The organism is Agrobacterium sp. 22-226-1 (assembly GCF_053522345.1).
In genome coordinates this window covers 21,666-37,291 of record NZ_JBNWCP010000023.1, presented here as the reverse complement: position 1 = coordinate 37,291, position 15,626 = coordinate 21,666, and the positions used below count along the sequence as shown (strand labels likewise).

Below are 15,626 nucleotides of genomic sequence, written 5' to 3'. Positions count from 1 at the left end.
ATCTGCGATTGTGAGGCCGGCTGGCCGTTCGTATATTAGCCGGCTATGTCGAGGAGGGCAGCGCCCGCCTGCAGATAGTCGCCTTCCTTGACGATCAGGCGAACTTTGCCGGCCTTGGTGGCGACAATTTGCGTCTCCATCTTCATGGCCTCCATAACGGCCAGAAGATCGCCTTGCGAAACCGTGTCCCCGTCTTTCACCTTGAAGGATTGAAGCGTGCCGGAGACCGGGGCGGTGATTTCGCCTTCCTTTTCCTTGGGCGTGGCGGTGCCGGGAACAGCCGTGCTGCCGCCGCTAACCGCACCGAGGCTGAAGAGCAGCAGGCTGGGCAGACCGACCGATACACGCTTGCCGTCGATTTCCAGGAAAGTACGGGTGACGGAAGGGTCTTCGGCCGGTGCCGGGCGTTCCATGGCATCCGGCATGGCGGCGAAATCGGTCTCGATCCAGCGGGTGTGAACCTTGAAACCGTCCGTACCGATGAAATCTTCGGTTTCGATTGCCGCCCGATGGAAAGGCAGCACCGTGGCGATGCCTTCGATGCGGAACTCCTTCAGCGCGCGGCGGGCGCGGCGCAGGACCTGATCGCGGTCGGCACCCGTGACGATCAGCTTCGCCATCAGCGAGTCGAATACGCCCGGCACGCTGGAGCCGCTGACGACGCCGCTGTCCACGCGAATGCCGGGACCGGAGGGTGCGTCGAAAAGCGAGATCGAGCCGGGGGTCGGCAGGAAGCCTCGGCCGGGATCTTCGGCATTGATGCGGAATTCCATCGAATGGCCACGCGGTTCCGGCGTTTCGAGAGCCCGCAGCTTATGGCCTTCGGCAATACGGAACTGCTCGATAACGAGATCGATACCGGTGGTTTCTTCGGTAACGGGATGTTCCACCTGCAGGCGCGTATTGACCTCGAGGAAAGAAATCGTGCCATCGACGCCGAGCAGGAATTCGACGGTGCCGGCGCCGGAATAACCGGCAGCGGCGCAGATAGCCTTGGCGGCCGCATGGATTTTCTGTCGCTGTTCGTCGGAGAGGAACGGGGCGGGAGCCTCCTCGATCAGCTTCTGGTTCCGGCGCTGCAGCGAGCAGTCGCGGGTGCCGAGGACGAGCACATTGCCATGCTTGTCGGCCAGAACCTGCGCTTCGATATGGCGCGGCCGGTCAAGGAAACGCTCAAGGAAACATTCGCCGCGGCCGAAGGCGGCCGTTGCCTCGCGCACGGCGGATTCGTAGAGATCGGCGATCTCTTCCATCTTCCACGCCACCTTCAGGCCACGTCCGCCACCGCCATGGGCCGCCTTGATGGCGACGGGCAGGCCGTGTTGTTCCGCAAAGGCGGTGACTTCGGCGGCGGAAGCGACGGGGCCGTCACTGCCGGCGACCAGCGGTGCGCCGACGCCGGTGGCAATGCGCCGCGCCTCTACCTTGTCGCCCAAGGCTTCGATGACCTGCGGATCGGGGCCGATCCAGATGAGGCCGGCATCGAGAACGGCACGCGCAAATTCGGCGCGCTCGGACAGGAAACCGTACCCGGGATGCACGGCATCCGCACCAGCGCGTTTGGCAATCGCGATCAGCTTGGCGATGTCGAGATAGGTCTCGGCCGGACGCACGCCCTCCAGCGCATAGGCTTCATCCGCAAGCCGGACGAACAGCGCATCCTGATCGGGATCGGCATAAACGGCGACCGATTGCAGGCCGTAATCGCGACATGCGCGGATGATGCGGACCGCGATCTCGCCGCGATTGGCAATCAGCACTTTTTTCATCGCTCTTCTCCTCCGAATTCTGTGTTCTTGGCCGCGATTTCGGCGAAGGGGCCGATCGGGCGGAATTTGATTTTGGCGTTGACGGGGATTTGTCCCGCAAGATCGAGATGATATTCGGCGACAGCACCGATGACCGGATAACCGCCGGTCAGCGGATGGTCGGCAAGGAAGAGAACCGGCTGGCCGCTATGGGGAATCTGGATCGCCCCTGTCGCGGTGCCTTCGCTCGGCAATTCGGCGCTGTCCTTGCGCTCCACCGGCACGTCGCCGGCAAGGCGGATGCCGACGCGGTTCGATTGCGGGGTGACTTGCCAGAGCTGGCCGGTCAGCGTCTCGATGCCCTTTTGCGTGAACCAGTCGGTGCGGGGGCCGAGAACGACGTCCAGCGTGACAACTTCGCCGGTTGCCGGCGCTTCGAAGGCCTGAACCTCGTCGATCGATACGCTGGAAAGGCCGGTCTTTTCGCCCTTGAGGGAAAGGATGGCGCCTGCACCCACCGGCTCTGGGCCGACGACAGCCAGTGTATCCGTTGCGAAACTGCCGAGCACCGGCTCGACGTTGAAGCCGCCGCGCACCGCAAGATAACAGCGCATGCCCTTTGGCGGCTGGCCGAAAGTGACCACATCACCGGGTTCGAGCGACACCGGCCCATGGGTCTTTGCTGCGAAGCTGCGATCTGCCGTGGTGATGGTGACGGGGCAGGGGGCGCCTGCAATGCCGATGACGGCGCGGCTTGTACTTTTAAAGGAAAATCCGCCGAGCGTCAGTTCGAGACAGGGCGTGTTGACGGTGTTACCAACGATGCGGTTTGCGGCATTGAACGCGCCGCGATCCAGTGCGCCGGAGGCCGAAACGCCCTGTCCGGTCTGGCCGAAGCGGCCGAGATCCTGAAAGATGGCGGGCATGGGTGCTGCGAGCACCTCGAAATGCGGGCCCGCTTTTGCCCGGTCTTTCCCGGCGCTGCGCGGTGCCGAGACGGGGATGTCAACTGTTTTGCCGGCCTTGTCCATGTCGAAGAAACGCACGCGGTAACCCGGCTGGAAAAGCGCGCCGGGATCGCGGTCTATATCCCACATCTTCACCGGCGTGGTGCCGATGATCTGCCAGCCGCCGGGGCTGTTTTGCGGGTAGACGCCGCTGAAGGCGCCGGCCAGCGCCACCGAACCTGCCGGAATGCGGGTGCGCGGGCTTTGTCGACGCGGTACATGCAGCGCCGGATCGCCGCCGACCAGATAACCGAAGCCGGGGGCGAAACCGCAAAAGGCCACGGTGAATTCGCTTTCGGTGTGGCGGCGGATGACCTCTTCGATGCTCATGCCGGTCAGTTCGGCAACATCGGCAAGGTCCTCACCATTATAGTGGACGGGGATTTCCACGAGATTGTCCGAAGGCGCGATTTTTGCCGAGAGATCGCGGCTTGCCAGTCGCGCGGCCAGCGCTTCGGCACCGATCTTCTCAGGGCGAAAGCGGATCATCAGGGTGCGGGCAGCCGGCACCGTCTCTTCGATACCTTCGACCGGATCGTTCTGAAGTGAGGCGAAAAGCGCCAGCGTTTCATCGAGATCGGCGAGTTCGACAAGAATGGTGGTGAGGCTGACGGGGAGAAAACGCATCATGTCCTCACGCGTGATAGGCTGAATCGGGAATGTCGGTGATGAACATGTGCCCCGGCGCATGGGTGATCGCAAAGGGTACGCCCGACGCCATCACGGCGGCCTGGGGTGTGACGCCGCAGGCCCAGAACACCGGAACTTCACCCGGCTCGATCCGCACCGCATCGCCGAAATCTGGTTTCGAAAGATCGGTAATGCCGATCTCTTCCGGTGCGCCGACATGCACGGGTGACCCGTGTACGGCCGGAAAACGTCCCGAAATGGTCGCAGCATCGGCCACGCGTGAGGCCGGGATTGGCCGCATGGAAACGACCATATTGCCCTTCAGCCGACCAGCCGGGCGGCAGGGTCGGTTGGTGAGATACATCGGCACATTGCTCTTGTCGGTCATATGGCGGATTTCGATGCCCGCTTCCACCATCGGCGTTTCGAAGGTGAAGCTGCAGCCGATCAGGAAGGCGACGAGATCATCGCGCTCCGCCCAGGCGGCGGTTGCATCCGCTGTTTCCTCGACGAGCTTGCCGTCCCGCCAGATGCGGTAGAGCGGCAGGTCGGTTCTCAGATCAGCGCCGGGCGCGAGCAGCGTTGTCGGCGAACCGGGATCGGAGACATCCAGCACCGGGCAGGGTTTGGGATTGCGCTGCGCGTAAAGCAGGAAATCGAAGGCCCAGTCGCGCGGCAGCACGATCATGTTCGCCTGCGTGAAGCCGGGCGCAATGCCGGAAGTTGGGGCAACGAGGCCGTCGCGATAGGTCGCACGGGCCTTTCGTGCGGCGTCGGCGTCCGTGTGGTTGAGATAGGATGTCGGTATCGTCATCGGCTATCCTTTCAACGATTGGATGCGAAAGAACGGATGTCGATACCATCAGCCTCGAAACGGCGGCGGATTTCCTGGGCGATGGCGACGGCACCGGGGCTGTCGCCGTGCACGCAGATGGATTGCGCCTCAATTTTTATGATGCTGCCATCGATGGCCTCCAGCGTGCCTTCGCGGGCAAGCTGCACCATGCGGTCGGCGATTTTGGCCGCGTCATGCAGCACGGCACCGGCTTCGCGGCGGGAGACGAGCTGGCCCTGAGGCGTATAGGCGCGATCCGCGAAAGCTTCTGCGACGACGCCAAGACCTGCCTTGCGGGCAAGATCGAGAATGGGGGCGTTGGCAAGGCCCATCAGCACCAGTGAAGGATCGATGGCCTTGATGCCGTCAATGACGGCTTGTCCCTGTTTCGCGTCGTTGGCGATGCGGTTGTAAAGTGCGCCATGCGGCTTGACGTAACGCACCGTTGCGCCGGCAGCGGCGGCGACGCCTTTCAGCGCGCCGATCTGGTAGATGACATCGGCAATCAGTTCTTCCGAGGTCGCGTCCAGATCGCGGCGGCCGAAGCCGACGCGGTCCGGATAGGAAACATGGGCGCCGACGACCACGCCTTTTTCGGCGGCCGCCTTGACGGTGCGGTAGATGCCGGCCGGATCGCCGGCATGAAATCCGCAGGCGATGTTGGCGCTGGAAACGATGGCGAGCATCGCCTCATCGTCTCCCATGCGCCATGCGCCGTAACTTTCGCCAAGATCGCTGTTGAGATCGATAGCGGCCATGTTTGCCTCCCTTTAGAGCATTTCCAGCAAAAGTGCGTAGCGGTTTTGCGTCCGGAAAATGCTTAAAAACACTAGTTTATTACAGGCCGAGCAGGCCGAAGATGGTGCCGGCGGACTTGTAGCCCATGTACCATGTCAATGCGCAGGTCAGAACGCCAAGCACAAGCAGGATGCGCGGGTAACGATAGCCGCCCATCAGGTCTTCACGCTTCCAAGCGGCGAACAGGAAGATGCTGAGGCCGATGGGCAGGATGAGGCCGTTCAGGCCGCCGACGAAGACCAGCATGGCGGCGGGCGGCGTGGTGATCAGCAGGTAGCAGACAAGCGAGACGGCGATGAAAACGACTGTCGCCATGTTGCGGGCACGTTCGGTCATGTCCTGCTTGAAGACGGGCAGGAATGAAACTGAGGTATAGGCCGCACCGATGACGCTGGTGATGGCCGCTGCCCAGAAGATGATGCCGAAGAGCCGGAAGCCGAGATCGCCTGCAGCCGAACGGAAGGCCTGTGCGGCAGGGTTGGCGGCCTGGCCCGACGTATCGATGATGACGCCGCTGGCGACGACGCCGAGAATGGCGAGGAACAGCACATAGCGCATGGCGCCGGTGACGGCGATGCCGGTCAGCGCCGCGCGGTTGACGGCAGGCAGGTTTTCGATGCCGACCATGCCCCGGTCCAGCAGCCGGTGCGCGCCGGAATAGGTGATGTAGCCGCCGACGGTGCCGCCGACGATGGTGGTGATGGTCGCGAAATTGATCGTATCCGGCAGGAAGGTCTGGCGGAAGGCGTCACCCACCGGCGGTGCGGAAACGAAGGCCACATAAAGCGTCAGCACGATCATCAGGATGCCGGCGAAAATGATGAACCGGTCGACGGCAAGGCCTGCGCGTTTGGAAACGAAGATGGCGATGGAAAAGACCGCGCTGATGGCGCCGCCGATTTTCGGGTCCAGCCCGAAAATGGCGTTCAGGCCAAGGCCGGTGCCGCCAATATTACCGATGTTGAAGAACAGGCCGCCGATAATGACGAGAATGGCCAGAAGATAACCGGAGCCGGGAATAGCGGCATTGGCAATATCGGATGCGCGCATGCGCGTCAGTGTGACGATACGCCAGATGTTGAGCTGGACGACGAAGTCGATGAGGATGGAGGCGAGGATACCGAAGGCGAAGGCGGCACCGAGCTGGGTCGTGAATGTCGCCGTCTGCGTGATGAAGCCGGGACCGATGGCGGATGTCGCCATCAGGAAGATCGCCCCCATCAGGGATGCGCGTTTTGACATTTTCATATCGGCAGTCGGGGTGAGCTTTTTCTGCTCCATGGATTTTCTCCGCTCCTGTCGCAATCCGCCCCTCGCGGATGCTTTATGCGGACGATCTTGTCCTGTTCTGCGAAATTGTCAACTTTGTTCAACAATATAAAGTTATCGTTCTTTCATTTTGTCCATTTGTTGGACGTAATGAGCAGGATTTAATCACGTTTTTTTCGTGCTTTGCTAATGCTTTGTGCTATGGGCAATCATGCCGTGTCCGAACATGCCTGTCACGGAATTCCCGATGCTGCATTGCTCTTAAGGAAAGGAGCGCCATGACCGAAACGATAGAGGGTCTGCCGCTTGCGGATCGATTGGCCAAGGGTATTCGCACCCTGCTGATCTCCGGCGAGTTGATGCCGGGACAGCGCCTATCAGAGGCAGCCTTCAGTGAACGTTTCGACGTCTCGCGCAATTCGCTGCGCGAAGCTTTCCGGTTGCTGACCAAGGACGGGCTTCTGCGCCACGAGGCAAATCGCGGCGTGTTCGTCGCCGTTCCCACCATGTCCTCGGTCATCGATATTTATCGGGTGCGACGCATGGTGGAATGCGGCGCACTTCGCCAGGCCTGGCACAAGCATCCCGCAATCAAGACGATGCGGGCAGCGGTCGAGGACGCCAAGGTCAAGCGTGAAGATGCCGACTGGCTGGGTGTGGGCAGCGCCAACATGAAATTTCACGCCGCCGTTGTCGATCTTCTCGACAGCGTTCGCCTCAGCGATTTTTACGAGCGTATCGCCGCTGAACTCAGGCTTTGTTTCGGCTTGCTGAAAGATCCCGAACAGCTTCATTCCCCCTTCGTGGACATGAACAGCAAGATCCTGTCGCTGATGGAGGAAGGCAAGGCGCAAGAGGCCGGCGACGAGATGGAAATCTATCTCAATCTGTCCGAGCGGACGGTTCTGAAGGCGCTTGAACGCGCCGTCGAACACGCTTCCTGACATGACGCGCGGCAGGGGAGAAAACGACCCTTGCCGCTCCCGCCATTTTTTGCAGCCGCAGCCGATTGCCAAGTTTGCTGCGCTGCGTCATCAATGCTGACATGACGCTTCGCGACCTGACCATTCTCGTTATCGACGAAAACGCGATCCGCGCCTCCATCATCGAGGAGGGGCTGCGCGAGGCCGGCTATCATCGCGTCACCGTCATCCATGAGGTGAACGGGGTGGCGCGCACCATCGAGACGCTGCAGCCCGATGTCATCTTCATCGATCTTGAAAATCCCAATCGTGACATGATGGAGCATCTGTTCCAGCTTACCCGCACGGTCGGCCGGCCGATCGCCATGTTTGTCGATCGTTCCGATACCGCGTCCATCGAGGCGGCCGTCGAGGCGGGCGTTTCCGCCTATGTGGTGGACGGGCTGAAGAAGGAGCGGGTCAAGCCCATTCTCGATATGGCGGTCAGCCGTTTCAATGCCTTCAGCCGTTTGCAGCGGGAACTTGCCGAAGCGAAATCGGCGCTTGAGGAACGCAAGGTCATCGAGCGCGCCAAGGGCATTCTGATGAAGATGCGCGGCCTTTCCGAAGAGGAGGCTTTTGCGCTTTTGCGGCAAACCGCGATGAACGAGAAGAAGAAGATTTCCGAGATCGCGCAAAGCGTGGTCACCGCGGCCGGTCTGTTGATGTGACGAACCGCCGGTCGTACAGTGTGGAGTGAATGATATGGCGGCACCGGAAAAAACGGCCGGATCAGACAGCGGAGTAACGCAAGCACCGGCAGTCGTCGGCAGCGACCGGCAGAAAATCCTGCGTGCTGGCTTTATTCCGCTTGTCGACGCGTCCGTCCTGATTGCTGCGGCCGAATTCGGTTTCGCGGAACGCGAAGGCCTTTCGCTCGATCTCGTCAAGGATGTTTCCTGGGCGAATGTGCGCGACCGGCTGGCGTTTCGGCAATTCGATATCGCCCACATGCTGTCGCCGATGCCCGTCGCTTCCATGCTTGGGCTCGGCTCCAACCCGTCGCCGACCATCACGCCCTTTTCACTCGGACGCGGCGGCAATGCGATCACGCTTTCGACCCGGCTGTTTGCGCGGATGAAGGCTTTGACCGGGCTTTCCGAAACGGCAGGAGCGCTTGAAAACGCCGAGGCGTTGAAGCGGGTGCTCGATGATATGCGCGCCCGCGGCGAGCCGCCGCCGACGCTCGGCATGACCTATCCGTTTTCATCGCATAATTACGAGTTTCGCTACTGGCTTGCCGCCGGCGGCATTCACCCCGATCACGATGTCAAGCTTGTGGTGGTGCCGCCGCCATTGACCTCGGATGCGCTTGCCGCAGGGGCCATTGACGGTTTCTGCGTCGGAGCGCCGTGGAACATCGTCGCCGCCGAGCGCGGTGTCGGCCGGATCGTTGCGGCCAAGCAGGATTTGTGGCCTTCCGCACCGGAAAAAGTCATCGGCATGCGACCCGAATGGGCGGAAAACCAGCAGGAAACGGTCGGACGGCTGCTGATGGCGCTCGATGCCGCCGCGCGCTGGTGCGACCTTGCCGAAAATCACGATGATCTCAGCGCAACTCTTGCCGATCCCCGTTATATCGGCGCACCGGAAGGCATCATCCGCCGTGTGCTTGCCGGTGAGTTCAGCATAGACAGCCAGGGCAACCGCCGGGTGATCGACAATTATTTCATCTTCCACGGCGGTCACGCCAATTATCCGCGCCAGAGCCAGGCATTGTGGATCTACAGCCAGATGATCCGCTGGGGGCAGGCCGAGTTTTCACAGGCCGGTGTGGAGGCCGCCCTGTCTGCCTACCGGCCGGATATTTATCGGGCGGCGCTGGGCGACGCCAATGCACCTGACGATGCCGATATCCGCATCGAAGGGCAGGAAGAGCAGGACCGTTTCGTGGATGGCCTCGTATTCGATCCCGCCGACATTCCAGGTTACGTGAACGCCTTTTCCGTGCGCATCGCCGCGCCGTTTTCTCCGACTTCAGGCGAGACGTAAGCGGCGTCGTGCCTTGCGGGCTGCGCAAATTTCAAGCGCGAAATTCTTCTCTTTGCACAAATGGAAGACAGAAAACGCGCCGGTTAAAATTTAATCAGTAGTTAGATTTTTAAAAACACTCTTTTATTTCAATAATATAATCTTGTTTTTATAAACTGGCACGCCACTTGCATCTTGTTTTTTGCACCGGTCAACGACGATCGGGGCGAGCAAGGCGCGGCATAGGCGCTTTCACAAGACATAGACGTCGCAAGGTTTTGCTGCCCGGAACACCTCCCGTTCCACAGGCGCAAACACCGAGCGGCGTTTTTTTATTTTCAGGTTTTTTCGCAAGCGAAAACGTCACCCGCAGAGGTGGCCCAATAAGGGGAACATGCGAATGAAAAAGATATTCTCCGGCGATGTCAGCCGCCGCACGATATTGAAGACGACAGCCACCGCGGCCCTTGTCAGCGCCGTGCGCGTGGCCTTTCCGTCCGGTGCTTTCGCAGCCGCCGCCGAGCCAGAGGTGAAGGGCGCGAAAATCGGCTTTATCGCGCTCACCGATGCCGCCCCGCTCATCATTGCGGCGGAAAAGGGCCTGTTCGCCAAACATGGCATGCCGGATGTCGAGGTTCTGAAACAGGCCTCCTGGGGTGCCACGCGCGACAATCTCGTGCTCGGCGGCGCATCGAACGGCATCGACGGTGCGCATATTCTGACGCCCATGCCCTATCTCATGCATACCGGCAAGGTGACCCAGAACAATGTGCCGGTGCCGATGACCATCCTCGCCCGCCTCAACCTCGACAGCCAGGGCATTTCCGTCGCCAAGGAATATGCCGAAACCGGCGTTCAGCTGGATGCCTCCAAGCTGAAGGCGGCTTTCGAGAAGAAGAAGGCCGAAGGCAAGGAAATCAAGGCTGCCATGACCTTCCCCGGCGGCACGCATGATCTGTGGATCCGCTACTGGCTGGCCGCCGGCGGCATCGATCCGGACAAGGACGTCTCAACCATCGTTGTTCCGCCGCCGCAGATGGTCGCCAATATGAAGGTCGGCAATATGGACGTCTTCTGTGTGGGCGAACCCTGGAATGAGCAGCTCGTCAATCAGGGCATCGGTTTCACCGCCTGTACCACCGGCGAACTCTGGAAGGGCCATCCGGAAAAGGCGCTCGGCATGCGCGCCGACTGGGTGGAAAAGAACCCCAACGCCACCAAGGCGCTGCTGATGGCTGTCATGGAGGCGCAGCAATGGTGCGATGAAATGGCGAACAAGGAGGAAATGTCCACCATCCTCGGCAAACGCCAATGGTTCAACGTGCCGCCGAAGGATGTGCTTGGCCGCCTGAAGGGCAATATCAATTACGGCAACGGCCGTGTTCTCGAAAACACCGGCCTGCAGATGAAGTTCTGGCAGGACCATGCCTCCTATCCCTTCCGCAGCCATGACAGCTGGTTCATCGCGGAAAACATCCGCTGGGGCAAATTCGCACCCGACACGGATGTGAAGGCGCTGGTGGAGAAGGTGAACCGTGAGGATATCTGGCGCGCGGCGGCCAAGGATCTCGGCGTCGCCGATCTTCCCGCCTCCACCTCGCGCGGCAAGGAAACCTTCTTCGACGGCAAGGTCTTCGACCCGGAAAATCCGTCGGCCTATCTCGAAAGCCTGTCCATCAAGGCGGCCTCCTGAGGAGGAGACCCGGGGTATCGCCCCTCATCCGCCAGGTGCGCTGCCCAACCGGCGCGACTGAAGACCGGATGAGGGGCGAGCCCCAGACCGCAACCGAAATCAAGAGGAAATGCCCATGTCCGCATTGGCCCGAAAATTCAACGAAGAGCCGCAGCAGCCGGTAGCGCAGAAGGCAAACGTCGTGGCACTTGCGCCGAAATCCGCCTCGCGGATCGATTTGCGCAAATGGGGTGCTGCGGCGGCCCGCAACATCGTACCGCCGTTCATCGTCCTCGCCATTCTGCTAGGCGTCTGGCAATTGCTCTGTTCCGCCCCCGGCTCATCGCTGCCGCCGCCGAGCCAGGTTTTCGAGGAGAGCTACGATCTCATCGTATCGCCGTTCTTCCATAACGGTTCGCAGGATATCGGCCTTGGCTGGCGCGTGCTGGTCTCGCTGGAGCGTGTGGCTTACGGTTTCGGCCTTGCCGCCATTGCCGGCATCATCCTCGGCGCTGTCATCGGTCAGTCTGTCTGGGCCATGCGCGGTCTCGATCCGATCTTCCAGGTGCTGCGCACCGTGCCGCCGCTTGCCTGGCTGCCGCTTTCGCTGGCCGCGTTTCAGGACAGCAATCCTTCGGCCATTTTCGTGATCTTCATCACCTCCATCTGGCCGGTCATCATCAATACGGCAGTCGGCGTGCGCAATATTCCGCAGGACTACCGCAACGTGGCGCAGGTGCTGCGGCTCAACCAGCTGGAATTCTTCTTCAAGATCATGCTGCCTTCGGCGGCACCCTACATCTTCACCGGCCTGCGTATCGGTGTCGGCCTTTCGTGGCTCGCAATCGTCGCGGCGGAAATGCTGACCGGCGGCGTCGGCATCGGGTTCTTCATCTGGGATGCGTGGAACTCCTCGCGCCTGCCCGACATCATCGTGGCGCTCGTTTACATCGGCGTCGTCGGCTTCGTGCTCGACAAGCTGGTGGCGGCGCTCGGCAAGGTCATCACCCGCGGCGCTGCGGCCAACTGAAAGGGCGACGATCATGAACGCTTATCTGAAGCTCGATCACATCGACAAATATTTCGACAAGGGCGGCTCGCGCGCCGAGGTGCTGAAAGGCATCAATCTCACCATCGAAAAAGGCGAATTCGTCTCCGTCATCGGCCATTCCGGCTGCGGCAAGTCCACCATGCTCAACCTCATTGCCGGGCTGACGAAAGTGTCTGCCGGCGCCGTTCTGCTCGAAAACCGCGAAGTCAACGAGCCGGGTCCGGAGCGCGCCGTGGTGTTTCAGAACCACAGCCTGCTGCCCTGGCTTTCGGTTTATGAAAACGTGAACCTCGCCGTCGAGAAGGTCTTCCGCAATACCAAGACACGGGCCGAGCGGCATGACTGGGTCATGCGCAATCTTGATCTCGTGCAGATGGCCCATGCGAAAGACAAGAAACCGTCTGAAATTTCCGGCGGCATGAAACAGCGTGTCGGCATTGCCCGGGCGCTTGCCATGGAGCCGAAGATCCTGCTGCTGGACGAGCCCTTCGGTGCGCTGGATGCGCTGACCCGTGCCCATCTCCAGGATGCGGTGATGGAAATCCACGCCCGGCTCGGCAACACCATGGTCATGATCACCCATGATGTCGACGAGGCGGTGCTGCTCTCCGACCGTATCGTGATGATGACCAACGGTCCGGCCGCCCATATCGGCGAAGTGCTGGAGGTGTCGCTGGCACGCCCGCGCAACCGCATCGAGCTTGCATCCGACAAGACCTACCTCAAATGCCGCGAGGCCGTGCTGAAGTTCCTTTACGAACGTCACCGCTTCGTCGAAGCCGCGGAGTAACGACCATGACGCAAAAACTCGTCATCATCGGCAATGGCATGGCGCCGGGGCGCATGCTGGAGAACCTGTTCGAAACCGCTCCCGGCCTTTACGACGTCACCATTTTCAACGCCGAGCCGCGCGTCAATTACGACCGCATCATGCTCTCGCCCGTGCTCTCGGGCGAAAAGAGCTATGAAGACATCGTCATCCACAATGACGAATGGTATGCGGCTAACAATGTCACGCTGCACAAGGGCGCGAAGGTCACGGGCATCGACCGCGACAGGAAGACCGTGACCAGCGAAAACGGCATCACGGTTTCCTACGACAAGCTGGTGATCGCCACCGGATCGCTGCCCTTCATCATTCCCGTCCCCGGCCATCAATTACCGGGCGTGCTCGCCTACCGCGATCTCGACGATGTGACAAAGATGCTGGCGATCGCCGAGGGCAAGGGCCGCGCCATCGTCATCGGCGCCGGTCTTCTCGGGCTGGAAGCCGCCTATGGCCTCAAGCGTCAGGGCATGGATGTCACCGTCATCCACCTGATGCCGACGATCATGGAGCGTCAGCTCGATCCGGCCGCCGCCTATCTTCTGGAAAAGGCGCTCAATGAGCGCGGCATCGACATCATCACCAAGGCCAATACCAAATGCATTCTGGGTGAGGAGAAGGTCGAAGGCATCGAGCTGGAAGACGGCCGTGTCATCAAGGGTGACATGGTGGTGATGGCGGTCGGCATCCGTCCTGCCTCGGGTCTTGCCAAGGAGGCCGGCATCGCTGTCAATCGCGGCATCGTGGTGGATGACGGCATGATGACCTCGGACGCCTCGATCTATGCGCTAGGCGAATGCGCCGAGCATCGCGGCATGTGCTATGGCCTCGTTGCACCGCTTTATGAATCGGCGCGGGTGCTGGCGGACCGGCTGTGCGGCGGTTCGGCCGAGTATCACGGCTCCGTCACCAATACCAAGCTGAAGGTCACCGGCATCAACCTGTTTTCCGCCGGTGATTTCGCCGAAGGTGACGACCGCGAGGAAATCGTGCTGCGCGATGCCACGGCAGGTGTCTACAAGCGCCTGATCCTCAAGGAAAACCGCATCATCGGCGCGGTGCTTTACGGCGAGACGGCGGACGGCTCGTGGTTCTTCGATCTGATGAAAAAATCGACCGATATTTCCGCCATGCGCGAAACCCTGATCTTCGGTCAAGCCTATCAGGGAGGGTCGCCGCTGGACCCTATGGCGGCCGTTGCAGCCTTGCCGGATGATGCGGAAATCTGCGGCTGCAACGGCGTCTGCAAGGGCAAGATCACATCGGCCATCACGTCCAAGGGGCTGACATCGCTGGACGATGTGCGCGCCCACACCAAGGCGTCCGCCTCCTGCGGCAATTGCACCGGCCTTGTTGAGCAGCTGATGACGATAACGCTCGGCGACAGTTATAACCCCGCTGCCGTGCAGCCCATGTGCAAATGCACCGATCTCGGCCACGACGATGTGCGCCGTCTCATCAAGGCCAAGGGGCTGAAGACCATCCCGGCCGTGATGCAGGAGCTGGAATGGAAGACCTCCTGCGGCTGCGCCAAATGCCGGCCAGCGCTCAATTATTACCTCGTCTGCGACTGGCCGGATGAATATGCCGACGATTACCAGTCGCGTTTCATCAATGAGCGCGTCCACGCCAATATCCAGAAGGACGGCACCTATTCCGTCGTGCCGCGCATGTGGGGCGGCGTCACCTCTTCCTCCGAGCTCCGGGCGATTGCCGATGTGGTCGACAAGTTCGAAATCCCGATGGTGAAGGTGACCGGCGGCCAGCGCATCGATCTTCTCGGCATCGAGAAGGAGGATCTGCCGGCGGTCTGGGCCGATCTCGGCAAGGCTGGTTTCATTTCCGGCCAGGCTTACGCCAAAGGTTTGCGCACGGTCAAAACCTGCGTCGGCCAGCAATGGTGCCGTTTCGGCACGCAGGATTCCACCGGCCTTGGCATCCGCATCGAAAAATTCATGTGGGGCTCGTGGACACCCGCCAAGCTGAAGCTCGCCGTTTCCGGCTGTCCGCGCAACTGCGCCGAGGCCACCTGCAAGGATATCGGTGTCATCTGCGTCGATTCCGGGTTCGAAATCCATTTCGCCGGTGCCGCCGGTCTCGATATTAAGGGCACGGAAATTCTGGGTCTTGTCAGAACCGAGGATGAGGCGCTGGAGCATATCGTGGCGCTGACGCAGATGTATCGCGAACAGGCCCGCTATCTCGAGCGCATCTACAAATGGGCCAAGCGCATCGGTTATGACGAAATCCGCCGCCAGATCATGGACGATGCGGAAAAGCGCAAGGCCTATTTCGATCGCTTCGTCTTCAGCCAAAAATTCGCGCAGGTCGATCCCTGGTCGGAACGCGTATCCGGCCACGACAAGCACGAATTCAGGCCCATGGCGGCGATCGGTTTCAGTGAGGCGGCGGAGTGAGAACGATGGACAGCAACTGGATCGATATTGGCGATATCTCCGACATTCCCCTTCGCGGCGCGCGTTGCGTAAAAACGCCGATGGGCAAGATCGCCGTGTTCCGCACGGCGGAAAATCGAGTCTTCGCCATCGAGGACCATTGCCCGCACAAGGGCGGGCCGCTGAGCCAGGGCATCGTGCATGGCGCTTCGGTGACGTGTCCTTTGCATAATTGGGTCATTTCGCTGGAAACCGGCAAGGCGCTGGGGGCGGATGAGGGCGAGGTGCGGACCATTCCAGTGCGTAATCTGGATGGAAGGCTTTCGATAGCGCTCGAAACCCTGATGATTGCGGCGGAGTGAATTGCGATGGCGGTGGCTTTACCCCCCTCTGTCCTGCCGGGCATCTCCCCCTCAAGGGGGGAGATCGACAAGCGGAGGGCTCCTCGTTCCCTCTCCACC

At 60.9% G+C, this 15,626-nt stretch carries 13 protein-coding genes; 8 read left to right on the top strand and 5 right to left on the bottom strand.

Translation table 11 applies throughout. The features are described 5' to 3' along the window. Positions 1-35: 35 nt before the first annotated feature. From ACQZ5K_RS25045 to ACQZ5K_RS25025, 5 genes are all read right to left on the bottom strand, one after another. Entirely contained in the window at positions 36-1,769 is a 1,734-nt protein-coding gene (locus ACQZ5K_RS25045; protein ID WP_448741772.1) for an acetyl/propionyl/methylcrotonyl-CoA carboxylase subunit alpha, read from the bottom strand. Continuing rightward, the gene (locus ACQZ5K_RS25040; RefSeq protein WP_448741787.1) at positions 1,766-3,382 is read right to left on the bottom strand and encodes a 5-oxoprolinase subunit B/C family protein; all 1,617 of its coding nucleotides are present in this window, start codon (positions 3,380-3,382) and stop codon (positions 1,766-1,768) included. The genes ACQZ5K_RS25045 and ACQZ5K_RS25040 overlap by 4 nt, the downstream gene beginning before the upstream one ends. A 7-nt stretch (positions 3,383-3,389) precedes the next feature. Then, a complete protein-coding gene (locus tag ACQZ5K_RS25035; protein WP_078052196.1) occupies positions 3,390-4,199 on the bottom strand; it encodes a putative hydro-lyase in 810 nt (269 codons plus the stop codon). An 11-nt stretch (positions 4,200-4,210) separates the two neighbouring features. Then, a complete protein-coding gene (locus ACQZ5K_RS25030) occupies positions 4,211-4,978 on the bottom strand; it encodes a LamB/YcsF family protein (protein WP_448741771.1) in 768 nt (255 codons plus the stop codon). A gap of 79 nt (positions 4,979-5,057) precedes the next feature. Further along, complete coding sequence (locus ACQZ5K_RS25025; protein ID WP_448741770.1) at positions 5,058-6,299, bottom strand: NRAMP family divalent metal transporter; 1,242 nt, start codon at positions 6,297-6,299, stop codon at positions 5,058-5,060. A gap of 266 nt (positions 6,300-6,565) precedes the next feature. Between ACQZ5K_RS25025 and ACQZ5K_RS25020 the strand changes: the two genes are divergently transcribed. The 8 genes from ACQZ5K_RS25020 to nirD all read left to right on the top strand — a co-directional run bounded on the left by ACQZ5K_RS25020 (position 6,566) and on the right by nirD (position 15,527). Next, positions 6,566-7,231, top strand: a complete 666-nt coding sequence (locus tag ACQZ5K_RS25020) for a GntR family transcriptional regulator (RefSeq protein ID WP_137005160.1) — start codon at positions 6,566-6,568, stop codon at positions 7,229-7,231. Positions 7,232-7,332: 101 nt separating this feature from the next. Beyond that, positions 7,333-7,920, top strand: coding sequence for an ANTAR domain-containing response regulator (locus tag ACQZ5K_RS25015; protein ID WP_003519752.1), 588 nt, complete (start codon positions 7,333-7,335; stop codon positions 7,918-7,920). 34 nt (positions 7,921-7,954) lie between these two features. Further along, a complete protein-coding gene (locus ACQZ5K_RS25010; RefSeq protein WP_448741769.1) occupies positions 7,955-9,241 on the top strand; it encodes a CmpA/NrtA family ABC transporter substrate-binding protein in 1,287 nt (428 codons plus the stop codon). 379 nt (positions 9,242-9,620) lie between these two features. Beyond that, a complete protein-coding gene (locus ACQZ5K_RS25005) occupies positions 9,621-10,913 on the top strand; it encodes a CmpA/NrtA family ABC transporter substrate-binding protein (RefSeq protein WP_137005158.1) in 1,293 nt (430 codons plus the stop codon). Between the two features lie 115 nt (positions 10,914-11,028). Beyond that, positions 11,029-11,922: a nitrate ABC transporter permease gene (ntrB, locus tag ACQZ5K_RS25000; protein ID WP_137005157.1), complete on the top strand. Its 894-nt coding sequence runs from the start codon at positions 11,029-11,031 to the stop codon at positions 11,920-11,922. Between the two features lie 13 nt (positions 11,923-11,935). Beyond that, positions 11,936-12,733 carry an ABC transporter ATP-binding protein gene (locus ACQZ5K_RS24995; RefSeq protein ID WP_137005156.1) on the top strand — a complete coding sequence of 266 codons (798 nt, stop codon included), beginning with the start codon at positions 11,936-11,938 and terminating at the stop codon, positions 12,731-12,733. 5 nt (positions 12,734-12,738) lie between these two features. After that, positions 12,739-15,186, top strand: a complete 2,448-nt coding sequence (gene nirB, locus ACQZ5K_RS24990) for a nitrite reductase large subunit NirB (RefSeq protein WP_137005155.1) — start codon at positions 12,739-12,741, stop codon at positions 15,184-15,186. Between the two features lie 5 nt (positions 15,187-15,191). Beyond that, complete coding sequence (nirD, locus tag ACQZ5K_RS24985) at positions 15,192-15,527, top strand: nitrite reductase small subunit NirD (RefSeq protein WP_092732271.1); 336 nt, start codon at positions 15,192-15,194, stop codon at positions 15,525-15,527. Positions 15,528-15,626: the final 99 nt, after the last annotated feature.

What these genes read in the sequence shown, in the direction of transcription:
- ACQZ5K_RS25005 (WP_137005158.1), top strand. Translation starts at nt 9,621, where the DNA reads ATGAAAAAGATATTCTCCGGCGATGTCAGCCGCCGCACGATATTGAAG.
- ACQZ5K_RS25045 (WP_448741772.1), bottom strand. Translation starts at nt 1,769, where the DNA reads ATGAAAAAAGTGCTGATTGCCAATCGCGGCGAGATCGCGGTCCGCATC.
- ACQZ5K_RS25025 (WP_448741770.1), bottom strand. Translation starts at nt 6,299, where the DNA reads ATGGAGCAGAAAAAGCTCACCCCGACTGCCGATATGAAAATGTCAAAA.
- ACQZ5K_RS24995 (WP_137005156.1), top strand. Translation starts at nt 11,936, where the DNA reads ATGAACGCTTATCTGAAGCTCGATCACATCGACAAATATTTCGACAAG.
- ACQZ5K_RS25010 (WP_448741769.1), top strand. Translation starts at nt 7,955, where the DNA reads ATGGCGGCACCGGAAAAAACGGCCGGATCAGACAGCGGAGTAACGCAA.
- ntrB (WP_137005157.1), top strand. Translation starts at nt 11,029, where the DNA reads ATGTCCGCATTGGCCCGAAAATTCAACGAAGAGCCGCAGCAGCCGGTA.
- nirB (WP_137005155.1), top strand. Translation starts at nt 12,739, where the DNA reads ATGACGCAAAAACTCGTCATCATCGGCAATGGCATGGCGCCGGGGCGC.
- ACQZ5K_RS25015 (WP_003519752.1), top strand. Translation starts at nt 7,333, where the DNA reads ATGACGCTTCGCGACCTGACCATTCTCGTTATCGACGAAAACGCGATC.
- nirD (WP_092732271.1), top strand. Translation starts at nt 15,192, where the DNA reads ATGGACAGCAACTGGATCGATATTGGCGATATCTCCGACATTCCCCTT.
- ACQZ5K_RS25035 (WP_078052196.1), bottom strand. Translation starts at nt 4,199, where the DNA reads ATGACGATACCGACATCCTATCTCAACCACACGGACGCCGACGCCGCA.
- ACQZ5K_RS25040 (WP_448741787.1), bottom strand. Translation starts at nt 3,382, where the DNA reads ATGCGTTTTCTCCCCGTCAGCCTCACCACCATTCTTGTCGAACTCGCC.
- ACQZ5K_RS25030 (WP_448741771.1), bottom strand. Translation starts at nt 4,978, where the DNA reads ATGGCCGCTATCGATCTCAACAGCGATCTTGGCGAAAGTTACGGCGCA.
- ACQZ5K_RS25020 (WP_137005160.1), top strand. Translation starts at nt 6,566, where the DNA reads ATGACCGAAACGATAGAGGGTCTGCCGCTTGCGGATCGATTGGCCAAG.